This window comes from Butyrivibrio sp. FCS006 (assembly GCF_000424525.1).
Classification (GTDB): domain Bacteria; phylum Bacillota; class Clostridia; order Lachnospirales; family Lachnospiraceae; genus Butyrivibrio.
Window position 1 is genome coordinate 307691 of sequence record NZ_KE384205.1, and the last position, 12779, is coordinate 320469.

Sequence of the window (12779 nt, forward strand, 5' to 3'; positions counted from 1 at the left end):
GTTTCAGCCCAAATCCGGCTCGTCCTTCAGCTCTATACTGTCTGCGCATTTACCGTCTGTTTCAAAGACGATGATCTCATTTTCTCCCTCCTTAAGAAGAGGAGCGGGAAGGTATAATCTCTTTTGTGGTCCTATCTCCCAGAACCTTCCGAGGTTAAATCCGTTGATGAAAATGGCGCCTTTTCCCCAGCCATCAAAGTCAATGAATGTATCGCCCTTTTCGTCCACATCAAATGTAAAGCGGTAGAACGCAGGAGTTCCCTCTTTGTATTCCTTACTAAAGTCAACCTTATCCACATTATCAAGAGGCAGTGTGTAAATGTCCCAGCCGTTGTGAATATGGCCGTTGATCTGAACGCATCGTCCAATACCTTTTCTCTGAAGTTCCATGCGAGGTCCGAAATTGACTCTGCCCATGTTTTCAACGAGAACGTCGAACTTCTCGTTAAGGCCAAGCAGAGAGCCTGTGGAAAGTCCGGCCTCGCCAATTGCAGCAGGAGCCTGTTCGGGAGTAAGTCCTCTCTCCATCATAAACTTACCGGCAAGGAACTGCGCAGGTTTGCTGCAGGCAAGATATTTCTCAAGAGGAATGTCATGCTCGGCATCAAGTTCATGGTCGTAAAGAGTAATGAGAGGATTTTCCTCAACAAATACATTTGCTCTGTCCGCTGTCTCCCAAAGTTTCAGCTTTGCAATTCCCGCCTCGGAATGTAGCGTTGTCCTATACAGGATATATCCATAGTTCTGATCAAGCTCCTCCATGCTTACCGTATATGAAAGGTGCACTGCTGTGCTGATATCATCCACTACGTTAAACAGACTTACCTTCTCTTTGCATGTCAGCTTGCCGTAGTTCTTTCTCTTTACCTCTGCAGGAAGCTGAACCTGTGGAATATCTGTATATTTTGAAATAATTTCTTTGTACTTTATATACTTCTCGGTAATCCTGCCATCCTCTGTAAGGATTCCGTCATAGTCATAACTCGTAACATCCGGGGTAAGCTCGTCGTAATAATTCGATCCGTTTGTAAATCCGAAATTAGTACCACCCTGGAACATATAGATGCTCACGTTTCCAAGCTCAAGCATCTTCTCAAGGTCCTCGCAGCTCTGAACGAGATTGCCCTTCATGTGTCCGCCGTTGCCCCAATGGTCAAACCAGCCAACCCAGAATTCTGCGCACATCAAAGGGCCATCAGCTGTGTACTCCTTTAATACTTCAAATCTCTCTTTTGTTCTGGAGCCAAAATTGCCGGTAGGATGAGCACCCTCAGCATAGCCGCCGCGATAGCTCTCATGATATGGTCCGTCGGAGGTTATAAGAGGTACGGTAACGCCAAGCTTTCTCATAAGGTCAACCATGAATTTCATGTACTCATGGTCATTGGCATAGTAACCATACTCATTCTCAACCTGCATGAGTATAACATTGCCGCCATTATCAATCTGGTACTTAGTGATCCTTGGCATCAGTACTTTGTAGTAGTCTTCCACAGCATCCATAAAGGGTTTATAGCTGACTCTAAGGCGCATGTTTCTGTCCTTTAAAAGCCATGCCGGAAGCCCGCCAAATTCCCATTCTGCGCAGATGTATGGTGATGGCCTGAGTATAATGTAAAGCCCCAGTTCAGTGGCCAGCTTGATAAAGCTTTCAACATCACAGAGCCCTTCGAAATTAAACTCGCCCTTCTTTGGCTCTGTCAGGTTCCATGGAATGTAGGTTTCAACCGTGTTGCATCCAAGAGCCTTAAGTTTCAATAATCTGTCTTCCCAGTATTCAGGCATAGTTCTGAAATAGTGAAAAGAGCCTGCTATTACTTTAAAAGGTTTATCATTCAGGTAGAAAGTATCTCTGATTTCAAATTTTCCCATAATTTCTCTACTCTAATCAAAAGGAATACTGCTCCAATAATGAAACAGTATTCCTTTTTTATTTTTGCTATAGTTTATTTTCGGCAGTTAATTACTTGTAAAGAGCATCAAACTGAGTCTGAAGTTCTGCTGTTACATCCTCGATACCTGCAGTCTTAAGTGCTGCCTGCATCTCAGCTACGATATCCTCAGCGCTTCCGTTGTAAAGACCATAAGAAATCTGCTTCATATAATTTGTATACTGCTCGTTGCAGTTGTCGATCTTGCCCTGAATACTGTCTACATCAGGAACGAACTGTCCATAAGGATAGTCAATCTTGATCTTGTCATATTCAGCATAGAGCTTGTCGATCGCATCCCAGTTTCTGGTAGCATCCTTGATCTCAAGGTCATCATTTCTGCCCCACCAGTAGTTGGTCATACCATTGATGTTCTGTGTATCTGCATTGAATCCCTCTGGAGTAATACGAAGTCCGTTGTCATCAAGATCCCATGAAACACCCTTAATACCATAGCAGAAGAGGTCGTAGCACTCAGGATCGTTTCTGATAAGGTCATAAACCATAAGCGCACGCTCAGGGTTATCACTTCCTGCAGAAACAGCCATTGCACCGTGTGTGATTGAAAGTGCGATAACGTTTCCTGTCTCCTCGCCCCAGTAGAACATTCCAACTTCTGCATCAGGATCATCCTGGAAAATTGTGTTTGCAGGTGTTGCTGAGCAAAGATCTGTCCATGTCTGTGTGTGGTGCTGCTCAACAGCAACATCGCCTACACGGAACTCATCACGGTTACTTCCTGATGTGTTGTTAAGTACGTCTGTAGGCCATACACCTGCCTCAGCCCATTCCTTCATGAGCTTAGCATACTCAACAAGTGACTCTGTCTCTGTAAGAGCAGGAGTTGTGATTGTGTAAAGGTCGTCCTTAGAACCGCCCCAAAGAGCACCTGAGCAGATACCATCGATAGGCACGAAGTCTGTATGTGAAGCGATCCAACCGTTAGCCATCTGTGCGTACTGTGTTCCGTCTGAATCCCATACATATTTAAGATCTGTCTTGTTCTCTTTGCACCACTTTACATATGTTGTCATATCTTCCCAGCTATGAACACCATTTGCAAGTCCTGCCTCTTTAGCCCAGTCAAGACGATAGATCCAGCCGTGGTTAGTCCACTGTGCATAGTTGTCCTCAGGCATCAGATAAATATCACCATCATATTTGCAAAGTTCCCAGTGATCAGCAGGAACGCTTGCCCATGTCTGAGGTGCATAGGTCTGAAGCATCTCTTCTGAAAGCTCAAGGAAAGCACCGTTCTTAGCATTTGGCCAAGCATCAAGCCAGTCAGAAGCTGTTCCGACAAGGTCTACGCTGCCGTCCATACGAGCAAGTGTAAGGTTGTAGTTTGAAAGATAATCTGTCCAAGGAATATAGTAGATCTCAAGCTCTGCATTAACCTTCTCTGTAAGGATTGCATTGAGCTCATCTAGCATTGCGTTAAGGTTAGCTTCCTTCTCACTTCCTGACTCCGGCGGATCTCCTGTGGTCATATAAGAGATAACCACATGCTCTGATGTATCGATTGCAGCTGCATCTGCCCCTGCAGATGTGTCTGTCTTTGCTGTGTCTGCTGACTGAGTCTGTGCCCCTGTAGTGTCAGCTCCGGTTGTTGTGCTGTCGGCTGTAGATGAACCACAGGCAGCAAGTCCCATTACCATGCTTACGCTAAGTAATGTTGCCAATAACTTCTTCTTCATTTCTTTCCTCCTTTAAACATTTCTTTTATTTATCAACCTTGTCGTAACAAGGAAGCGCTCTACTAATAAGGAAGTGCTCTTAACCTTTAACCGCGCCAACAGTAATACCACCAATGAAGTACTTCTGAACGAAAGGATAAAGAAGTACGATCGGGCCGGTAGCAAGAACCGCGTTGGCCATCTTAACACTCTGCTCAGGAATGTCAGTAAGAGTTACGTACTGTCCTGCAACTGAATTACGTAAAGCATCAAGCTTATTAACAATTTCATAAAGAGTGTACTGAAGAGGCTTAACCGTAACCTTGGCTGTAAGGAACAGTGAAGACTGATACCACTCATTCCAATAACCCAGAGCCAGGAAAAGACCTATTGTTGCAAGCGCGGGTTTGATCATAGGGAGGATCAGATATACAAAGATTGTCATATCCCCCGCGCCGTCTATCTTGCCGGACTCCGTTATCTCATGAGGAATCTGCTTGATGAAATTCTTCATAAGAATTATGAGCCAGGGCGACATCATAAGCGGAAGCAAAACCGCCAGATAGCTGTCAAGAAGCTTGTAGGTCTGTGTCATGAGCAAATAGTAGGGAGCAAGTCCCGCACTAAACAGACTCGTGAAGTAAATATAGAAAGAAATTGCATTTCTAAACGGGAAGTCTTTTCTCTGAAGCGCATAACCTGTCATGGCTATGATCAGAAGTCCGCATACAGTACCGATAAGAGTCAACGCTATTGTAAGAAGATAGGACTTCCAGATATTTCCGCTTCCGATTACCATCTCGTAAGCCTTGAGTGTAAATTCCCTTGGAAAGAGCTGAACACCATGGGTTCTTATATACGACTCACTTGTAAATGAAGTTCCGATTATTATAAGGAAAGGAAAAACACAGGCTACGGCATAGAGTGTTACAAGAACATATCCGATGCCTCTTACTATGTAATCCGAAGTTCCCAGTTTTATCTTGGAGTTTGAAGCCTCAAACTCAATTTCTTTATTCTTAGCCATTATCTTGGTTGCTCCTTATCATCAGAATAGCGAGTAGTCAGGATCTATCTTCTTGACTGCGAAGTTAGCAAGCATTACAATTGCAAAACCAACCAGTGACTGATAGAAACCAACTGCTGATGCAGTTGAGAAATTGAAGTCCGACATCGTAGCTCTGTAAACGAAGGTCTCAATAATATCCGTTGTCTCATAAAGAACTGAGTTGGATCCGATGATGTTCCAGAACAATCCGAAGTTACCTCTTACGATTCCGCCAAGAGCAAACAGGATAAGGATTACAATTGTAGGACGAAGCGATGGCAGAATGATGTATCTGATACGCTGGAAAGCATTGGCTCCGTCAACCTTGGCAGCTTCGATTATCTCGGCATCAATACCGCAGATAGCAGCAAAGTAAACAACTGAGTTGTAACCGGTCTGCTGCCACAAATGGATCAGCACTATCAGCCACGGCCATACCGACGGGTCTGAGTACGGCTGCCATTTAGCCTTGCCGAGAGCTACAAGTATCTCATTAACAAAACCTGTATCATAGTTCAAAAGCGAGTAAACCAAAAGGCCTACAAGAACCTGTGAAATGAAATAAGGCAGAAACATCAGTGTCTGTGACACCTTCTTGAACATCTTGGCTCTGATCTCGTTAAGCAGTATTGCTATGATAACCGCTACAAGATTACCAAGAATGATAAACGCCAGATTATAAAGGACGGTATTTCTGGTCAGGGAAAAGAGCTTTCCCGACTCTGCCAGGAATTCGAAATTCTGAAGTCCGACGAACTTACTTCCGAATATGCCCTTGCGGTAGTTGTACTTTACAAAAGCAACCCATATACCGGGCATTGGCATATAGCTGAACATAAAGAAAAAGACAATTGCAGGCAGACACATAAGTTCAAGGACCCTGTATCTCCAGAGTGTCTCTAAAACTCCACGCTTTTTAACTCCCGTAGAAGCCTTCCCTGTCTTGTTACTCATATCTTCCTCCCACTGCCATGTTTCCGGCTGCTGTCATAAAAGCCATCTTTATTGTGCATTATTACTATTTGCAACCGATTTCATACTTAGATTTAATCATGTTTGCACTATGAAAGTCAACAGTATTTCTGAAACCGATTGCAATTTTGGCAATATGCAACAAAAAAGCGAAGTCATTTTGTTGACTTCGCCGTAATTATTTACAATATCAAAACATTGTATGTTTATATTAATTGTTAACCTCTCCCGAGCTCTCCCTTATAACAAGCTTCGGAGTAATGATCTGAACTGCTTCTACTTCTTCTCCCCTGGCAGCTGCAATCGCTGTATCAATAAGAACTCTTCCGTAGTTCTCATAATCGTAATCAATACTGGTGAGCTTAGGAATGGTAAGATCTGCTATATAGGTATTATCAAAGCTGACCAGTGATATATCTTCCGGAATTCTAAGGCCATGTTCACGAATACTTCTGACAGCGCCACTGGCAGCAAAGTCGTTGATTGCTATAATGGCTGTCGGTCTGTCTTCCAGTTCAAGTATTCTGTTGGTACACTCATAACCCGATTCAGGATCGTATGTACCGTTGATGACATATTCACCCTTCTCTTTTATCCCATGTTTTCTTAAGACTTCCTGATATTTCAGGTACTTGTTATAAGTGGAAGTAACCCTCATCTCTCCACCCACAAGGGCAATCTTCTGATGTCCCAGTCCTATGAGGTGTTCCATTACAGTATCCATAGCTCCGGATTCATCTATGACAACGCTGTGCACAGAAGTCTTATCCAGCTTACCGGTAACAACGACAGGTGTCTTCTCACAAATTCCTCTCACCTTAAGAGCATAGTCCTCATCTGTGATAAGGTCATCGACTCTTCCCCCCATCTGTATGATGGCATCAACCTTTTGCTGCAGCATGATATCCAGCTGAGCCTTTTCTCTTTCAATTTCGCCAAAGCTGTTAGAGAGCACAACGCTATAGCCGGCCTTCTCGGCAGCCAGCTCACAGGCTACAAAAAGTGCGGAATAATAAGGGTTTCTGACATCTGCAGCTATAATTCCGATATTCTTCGTGGCAGTATCAGATAATCCCTTGGCCAGGGCATTGGGTTTAAAGTTGTATTTCTCAATGAGCTTCTGTATTCTTTCTTTCTTTTCCTTGCGTACAGAAGCGCTTCCGTTGAGCACGCGGGAAACAGTGGACGCAGAAACTCCCGCCTCCTCTGCTATGTCGTAGATCGTAATCGTCTTGCCATTGCCCGTTTTGTCTTTGTCCATAATCACTCCGTCATAAGCTCTTTGAAACCGATTTCAAAATTAATATTACGGGATTGAATAAAAGCTGTCAAGATAGCACAAAAAAAGAGGGCACATAGGCTGCGCCCTCTTTTGAAATCAATCTTACTGTGTAATTGTAGCCAATACAGGAACTCTGATAAATGCAATACTTCCGTGACGTGTCATATTAACCACAACATGGTCTTTACGAATCTCTACAACAGGAAGCTGCACCCAGTTGTTGCCCTGAGCCTGGTATACAGCAATGTTGTCGCCGGGCTGAACGCCGCTTACGAAGAAGTTAACCTTAGCTGTTGAGAATGCAACACCTGGTGAACTTGTCTCAATGCAGCTTACAAGGTTTCCACCAACCTTTCCCGCCAGGCTGTTTGCTGATGTGATTGTTCCGCCTGCAGGTGCCTTTATAGTGAAGGTAACATTACTTTTGCCGCCGTTTATCTCAATCTTGCCACCCTGATATGTCATGGTTCCGCCGAAATTAACGTAGTTTCCATCGCTTGAAGGAGCTGAAGGTTTTGATGAGCCGCCGCCACCGCCTCCGCCGCCGCCTTTGTTTCTAGCCTGTACGGCCTTAGTAAGATCTGAGATGCTCTTTCTGAGTTCTGCATTTTCTTTTTCAAGTTCTTCGAGCTTTTCCATGATCTCTTTTGGCGTTGGACTCTGTACACTACTTACTTCATCAGCTGCAAATACGCAGATAGATGATGTAACAAAGAGAACCGATGCGAGTGCAAGTGCTATGATTTTTTTCATTTTCGCGCCTCCATACTTTCTTTCTAGAATCTATATTCCCATGATTAGTAATATCATTCCGGCTCAGAGTAATCTATTTCTCTGTCTATCTTGCCCATTACATCACCCACAAGGCATCCCACAACGATGATCTGCTTTGAAGGATCAGTACTGTCAGTAGTAGTCAGAGTTATGATGAAATTCTCAGGTGCCACAGCCCCTTCCCATCCACTTCGGATGTTCTTGGTCATGGACCTTGAGTTATAAATCTCATCCAGAAATGCCTGACAGCCTGATACACAGGTAAAATCGTACTCCTGCAAAAGCCTTGTGTTACTGCGGCTATAAGCTGCGAAGGCATAATATATAAGTGCATTTCCTTCCATATACACATATATGTAAGGATGTTCTTCAAAATACTTTCTGTCGAGAAACTTCTCTACATCTGCGAACATGGTTCCGTCCTCAGGTGATGAGCCATGAAGAACTTCATTGAAATCACACATGTCCTTTAAGTTTGCACACTCGGTATATATGGCACCCTTTGGATCTGCCTCTTTATTCACATTATGGTTTATGTAAAAAGAGTCATCACCATCGGAGCTTTGCAGAACAGGATAATCGATTGAGGTGTTCGGAACGTTTATCCATGCGAAGATATCTTCATTGGTCTCTCTTAGCTTTGCGATATCTACATGGGGCTCCGAGCTTTCATCTCCGGTTACTCCCACCGATACTGCATTCTGCTGCTTTGCTGAGCATCCGCTAAGTAATAACAAAGCCATGAGCACTGCAAGTACTTTCCCGAAGGCATACCTATCTATATGTTTGTATCGGCATATTTTCGACATTAGTTTAGTCCAGGTAATCAATTTTTTTGTAAAATGTCTCGATGATGGTTTTGTACAGGTCGTCGTCATCTACGATAAATTCATCATAGATGTCATTTATCTGTGTTTTTCCTTTGATCATCTTGAAATCAGTATCATCAAACTTATATTTGGTAAGGTCCGGTGCAAGATAGCTGATCTCGTCAACCGTTATATCCGTAACCATCTTGTCTTTAATAGCTGTAAACAGTTCTACAGCCGCATTGGGATCCTGAAGGCTCTTTTCCCTTGCTGCATCAATAAAGGCATTGAGGTACTGGCGCTGCCTTTCAAGTCTTTTATCGCTTCCGCCGGACTTGGACATATCTCTGTTCTTAAGATAAATAAATGCCTGCTCTCCCGTCAGGTGAACCTGTGCGCCTTCATAAAGAGACTTATCCCACTTGGTCATGTCTTCTATTACACTTACATCAACTCCGCCGATCTGATCATTGATCTCAGGGATCGCACTCATGTTGATGGCCGCGTAGCCGTGGATCGGAAGCTGATAGAACATGCTTGAAACAGCCTTCACCTGATATTCACAGCTCTTTTCCATTCCATCGCCAAAGCCATGTTGAATTGCAATCTGTGCCACAATTGTGTTCTGATATCTTCCGTATTCATCGTAGATGTCAACATTGGTCATGGAATTACGGTTAATGCCGATTATCTTAATGGTCTCATCGTCGGGATTTAAAACCAGCAAGAACAGCGCATCAGCCTGTCCTCCGTCCATTCCCTCGGCGACCGGCGTCACAACCTCATCTTTCTTATCTATTCCCATGATCAGGAAGGTTGTGATGTTTTCGTTATAATCATAAACAGAGCCGTCATATCGCACCCAGTCCGATTGCCATTCTACGCCCGCAGCTTCAGTTACAGGCGCTTCCTCCTGCACAAGCATGGGCGTGCTGGTTGCAGATTTGGAACTAAGATTCGATTTTCCAAAGAATCTCACTGCCTCAAACCCTGCCATGGCAAGCACGATAAGTGTCATGACACTGGCCCAGATAATGAGAAAGACTCTGCCTTTTCCTCGCATGTTTACGGCTCCTGATTGCCGGCAGAATTTTCAGTAGATGAAGCTTCCTGGCCGGCTTCCTGTTCTCCTGTAGATGTCTCTTCTTCACCTGATAAGTTCTCAACATCAGGCGCAGCTATGTTTGGAAACATCGGATCCTCCATGGTCTCGGAGGAATCTCCGAAGCTGTCTATGTCTGCAATGTCTGCAGGAAAAACTCTGGACTGCTTGGTGACGTTTCCGCTGTAATCTGCGACTGCATAATATACAACCGCAGTCTCTTTTTCCCTGTTAAGTACTACCTTCTCTACAACAATCCTACTGGTAAGGTCTCCGTCCTTGGAATCGTAGGCATTTATTCCGACCTTTAAGTTGTTGTCCGTGGTCTGCGAATCATAGATGATGTCCGTTGCAGAAAACCTAAACTCCGGAGCTGTGCGGTCGCTCCTTGTGTAGGCCACCACTATGAGAAAAATCAGTACCCCACTCAATATGGAAAAGAATATTCCAAGAATATTTCCTCTCACTTACAATCCCCTCAATCTTTCCTCGTTACTCCCGATAGATAATTAAGCTCGTTAAGGTCATCGTCATCAGGCTCTATATCCGCTACCGGAGCGGGTCTTGGCCTTCCCGAAGTCTCGGGATTATCCTCTCCGTACTTGCCATAGTACTTGCCGTAATACTTGCCGTAGTACTTGCCATAGTAGCTGCCGTAATGTCCGTAATATCCCTTGCCGGAGATATCAACCTTGTTGAGTACAACGCCCAGCATCTTGGCACCTGCCTTATCAAGCTGGTCCTTAACTCTCTGAGCAAATCTGTAGCTGATGGAATTACTCTCAATTACCATGATGGTTCCATCGCACTGCTTGGCTACAACCGCCGCGTCGATAACGCTTCCCAGAGGCGGCGTATCTATGATGACGTAATCAAATACCTGTTTCATATTCTCAAGGACTTTTCCGAAAATCCTTCCGCCCAGAAGCTCACTGGGGTTTGGCGGAACAGGTCCTGCAAAGACAACGTAGAGGTTTGGAGTGTCGGTCTCGCAGATAACACTCGAGAGCCTCTCTCTTCCAACCAGGCAATGGGTAAGGCCGAGCCTTACTGAGCCTGTACGGTATCTGCCCACCAAAACTGACTTACGCATATCGGCATCCACCAGAACAGTCTTTTTACCCGCTTCCGCAAAGGCTCTTGCAAGTGCCATAGCCACGGTGGTCTTGCCCTCTCCCGGAGTACAGCTGGTAACGGAAATCACTCTGACGTTCTGTCCGCTGAATTCCACGTTGCTTCGAAGGGTCTTATATGCTTCTTTTATCTGATAGTTGTTTTCTGACTGACTAAAATGAAGCTTCGCGCTCTGCATATATCCCCCTTACTTTTTCTTCTTATCTTTCTTCTTGGATTTCTTTTTATCCGTCTCTTCTGTTGTCAGCGGAACAAGAGCAAGGGTGCTGAGCCCAAGGTATCTCTCAACGTCGTCATTGCTCTTAATTGTGTCATCCAAAAGGTATTCAAGGATTGCGAAGAAAGCAATAATGACAGCTCCCAAAAATCCTGCAATTATGGTCCATCTCGTGACGCTGGGGCCGGACTTCTGCGTTGGAACATTAGCTGTCTCAGCAACGTTGATGGCATCGATATCCATAACGTTGGTGATGTGCTCACTCGCCACTTCTCTGATGCAGTTGGCTATCTGCATAGCCATCAAAGGATCCTCATCCCTGGCAGTTATTGCAACTATTCGGGTATCGGAAGGCGTATCGACCTTGAGAACCTTTGAAAGATCCTCATAGTCTACATCCACAAGGTTGAGTCTCTGGATGACCTCCTCAATAACATATCTGCTCTTTATCAGCTCCGCATAGTCCTGGGTGAGCTGCGTTGATATCTGCACGTCGGAATATGTTACGGTCTGGTTTTCTTCTTTGTTAAGGATGTAGATCTTGGTGGTAGAATCGTAGACAGGGTGCAATACAAACTTGCTGACAAAAAGCCCCGCAAGGCCAAAAAAGATACCTGCGCTGATGATCAGAAAGGCCCTGCCCAGAAGTACCGAAAATAGTTCCCCCAGATTGATTTCAATTATGTCGTCCCTATTCCCCATGGACACTCCTCTTAGATTAGTTCATTTCTTATCACATTGGCGGGATTGGTGAAAAAGAGCTTCTTCCCGTAATCTTCGCCATACTTTCTCTCTACATAGTTCCTGCAATCAAGAAGATTAGGTGCTCTGCGCCCGGTATCGTGGGCGTCGGATGCCACAAAATGCACCAGCTCTTCCTTTAAGAGCTTCTTTGTAAAATGGCTTATGCCAAATCCATACTTGCCCATTATGCTGGATGCGTTAACCTGTATTAAACTTCCCATTTCAATAAGGTCTTTTACCCTGGCCGGATGTGATACGATATCGCTGTACCTCTCCACATGGGCTATTATGGGAATAAAACCCGCTGCCTGGACCCTGCTCACGGCATTTTGTATCGCCTTGTAAGGGTTGGTCGGATGAAACTCCACAAGCACATAGTCGCTCCCGGCAAGAGAACATATCTTGCCCTCCATAAGCTCCTCCATGGTCTCATCGCTATAGTAGATCTCATTTCCGGAAAAGAGCTTTGCCTTTATACCTGCTTCCTTGGCAGCCTCCTGGAGCTTTTTCCTGTAGGCTGCGTTATGCTGTGGGCTCACATTGTGATGCATGGGCTTGTGATGCGGAGTCAGTATCAGATGTGTGATCCCGTTTTTGTCAGCAATCCTCAGCATTTCCAGGCTCGTCGCCATGTCCGGAGACCCGTCATCGACCCCCGGCAGGATGTGACAATGTATATCAATAGTCGGCTCAAGTTTACTCATAAATTGATGAAAAGCAATTCCTCACCATAAATTGTTATAAAATAATACAATATATCATAATAATTATACTACAGCAAATCGCGTGGTTTCAACATTCTGTGGTGATTTATAGAAATTTTATCAAGATATGGTATGATTTAATTATTATCAAAACCATGTTAGAAAAAGGAGAAAAATGATATGCTTCCGCAGGATCCGATCATACTTTTGAGCTATGTAAATACGCAGCTGAGAGACAACTACTCGAGCCTTGATAAACTCGCTGAAGGCCTTGATATGAGCGAGGAAGAGGTAAAAGAGATGGTGGGGAGACTTGAAGGTGTAGGGTATAAATATGATGAAGAGGTAAATCAGTTCAAGTGAGTCACTGGGGACGTTTCAGTTTG

Annotated in this window: 13 protein-coding genes; 1 reads left to right on the forward strand and 12 read right to left on the reverse strand. The window is 44.4% G+C overall.

From position 1 onward, the window contains the following. Window positions 1-3: 3 nt before the first annotated feature. From G633_RS0115900 to G633_RS0115955, 12 genes are all read right to left on the reverse strand, one after another. Entirely contained in the window at window positions 4-1872 is a 1869-nt protein-coding gene (locus tag G633_RS0115900; protein WP_026520527.1) for a glycoside hydrolase family 35 protein, read from the reverse strand. Between the two features lie 91 nt (window positions 1873-1963). Next, the gene (locus G633_RS0115905) at window positions 1964-3628 is read right to left on the reverse strand and encodes an ABC transporter substrate-binding protein (RefSeq protein WP_026520528.1); all 1665 of its coding nucleotides are present in this window, start codon (window positions 3626-3628) and stop codon (window positions 1964-1966) included. A 79-nt stretch (window positions 3629-3707) separates the two neighbouring features. Then, a complete protein-coding gene (locus G633_RS0115910; protein ID WP_026520529.1) occupies window positions 3708-4634 on the reverse strand; it encodes a carbohydrate ABC transporter permease in 927 nt (308 codons plus the stop codon). Window positions 4635-4655: 21 nt separating this feature from the next. Further along, window positions 4656-5609: an ABC transporter permease gene (locus G633_RS0115915; RefSeq protein WP_026520530.1), complete on the reverse strand. Its 954-nt coding sequence runs from the start codon at window positions 5607-5609 to the stop codon at window positions 4656-4658. A 229-nt stretch (window positions 5610-5838) separates the two neighbouring features. Next, window positions 5839-6888: a LacI family DNA-binding transcriptional regulator gene (locus G633_RS0115920; protein WP_022768562.1), complete on the reverse strand. Its 1050-nt coding sequence runs from the start codon at window positions 6886-6888 to the stop codon at window positions 5839-5841. A gap of 123 nt (window positions 6889-7011) precedes the next feature. Next, window positions 7012-7662 carry a hypothetical protein gene (locus G633_RS0115925; protein WP_026520531.1) on the reverse strand — a complete coding sequence of 217 codons (651 nt, stop codon included), beginning with the start codon at window positions 7660-7662 and terminating at the stop codon, window positions 7012-7014. A gap of 53 nt (window positions 7663-7715) precedes the next feature. After that, window positions 7716-8426 carry a class B sortase gene (locus tag G633_RS18815; protein ID WP_051200319.1) on the reverse strand — a complete coding sequence of 237 codons (711 nt, stop codon included), beginning with the start codon at window positions 8424-8426 and terminating at the stop codon, window positions 7716-7718. 70 nt (window positions 8427-8496) lie between these two features. Further along, complete coding sequence (locus tag G633_RS0115935; protein ID WP_026520532.1) at window positions 8497-9555, reverse strand: LCP family protein; 1059 nt, start codon at window positions 9553-9555, stop codon at window positions 8497-8499. A 2-nt stretch (window positions 9556-9557) separates the two neighbouring features. Next, complete coding sequence (locus G633_RS18820; RefSeq protein ID WP_022768566.1) at window positions 9558-10061, reverse strand: hypothetical protein; 504 nt, start codon at window positions 10059-10061, stop codon at window positions 9558-9560. 11 nt (window positions 10062-10072) lie between these two features. Continuing rightward, the gene (locus G633_RS0115945; RefSeq protein WP_022768567.1) at window positions 10073-10906 is read right to left on the reverse strand and encodes a polysaccharide biosynthesis tyrosine autokinase; all 834 of its coding nucleotides are present in this window, start codon (window positions 10904-10906) and stop codon (window positions 10073-10075) included. Window positions 10907-10915: 9 nt separating this feature from the next. Beyond that, the gene (locus G633_RS0115950; protein ID WP_022768568.1) at window positions 10916-11647 is read right to left on the reverse strand and encodes a YveK family protein; all 732 of its coding nucleotides are present in this window, start codon (window positions 11645-11647) and stop codon (window positions 10916-10918) included. Window positions 11648-11658: 11 nt separating this feature from the next. Next, window positions 11659-12393 (reverse strand): CpsB/CapC family capsule biosynthesis tyrosine phosphatase, encoded by a 735-nt coding sequence (locus G633_RS0115955; RefSeq protein ID WP_026520533.1) that lies wholly within the window; start codon window positions 12391-12393, stop codon window positions 11659-11661. A gap of 180 nt (window positions 12394-12573) precedes the next feature. On the opposite strand from G633_RS0115955, the gene G633_RS0115960 reads away from it, so the two are divergent. Continuing rightward, window positions 12574-12756 carry a DUF4250 domain-containing protein gene (locus tag G633_RS0115960; protein WP_026520534.1) on the forward strand — a complete coding sequence of 61 codons (183 nt, stop codon included), beginning with the start codon at window positions 12574-12576 and terminating at the stop codon, window positions 12754-12756. The last annotated feature ends 23 nt before the right edge of the window (window positions 12757-12779 follow it).

What these genes read in the sequence shown, in the direction of transcription:
- G633_RS0115900 (WP_026520527.1), bottom strand. Translation starts at nt 1,872, where the DNA reads ATGGGAAAATTTGAAATCAGAGATACTTTCTACCTGAATGATAAACCT.
- G633_RS0115905 (WP_026520528.1), bottom strand. Translation starts at nt 3,628, where the DNA reads ATGAAGAAGAAGTTATTGGCAACATTACTTAGCGTAAGCATGGTAATG.
- G633_RS0115910 (WP_026520529.1), bottom strand. Translation starts at nt 4,634, where the DNA reads ATGGCTAAGAATAAAGAAATTGAGTTTGAGGCTTCAAACTCCAAGATA.
- G633_RS0115915 (WP_026520530.1), bottom strand. Translation starts at nt 5,609, where the DNA reads ATGAGTAACAAGACAGGGAAGGCTTCTACGGGAGTTAAAAAGCGTGGA.
- G633_RS0115920 (WP_022768562.1), bottom strand. Translation starts at nt 6,888, where the DNA reads ATGGACAAAGACAAAACGGGCAATGGCAAGACGATTACGATCTACGAC.
- G633_RS0115925 (WP_026520531.1), bottom strand. Translation starts at nt 7,662, where the DNA reads ATGAAAAAAATCATAGCACTTGCACTCGCATCGGTTCTCTTTGTTACA.
- G633_RS18815 (WP_051200319.1), bottom strand. Translation starts at nt 8,426, where the DNA reads ATGGCTTTGTTATTACTTAGCGGATGCTCAGCAAAGCAGCAGAATGCA.
- G633_RS0115935 (WP_026520532.1), bottom strand. Translation starts at nt 9,555, where the DNA reads ATGCGAGGAAAAGGCAGAGTCTTTCTCATTATCTGGGCCAGTGTCATG.
- G633_RS0115945 (WP_022768567.1), bottom strand. Translation starts at nt 10,906, where the DNA reads ATGCAGAGCGCGAAGCTTCATTTTAGTCAGTCAGAAAACAACTATCAG.
- G633_RS0115950 (WP_022768568.1), bottom strand. Translation starts at nt 11,647, where the DNA reads ATGGGGAATAGGGACGACATAATTGAAATCAATCTGGGGGAACTATTT.
- G633_RS0115955 (WP_026520533.1), bottom strand. Translation starts at nt 12,393, where the DNA reads ATGAGTAAACTTGAGCCGACTATTGATATACATTGTCACATCCTGCCG.
- G633_RS0115960 (WP_026520534.1), top strand. Translation starts at nt 12,574, where the DNA reads ATGCTTCCGCAGGATCCGATCATACTTTTGAGCTATGTAAATACGCAG.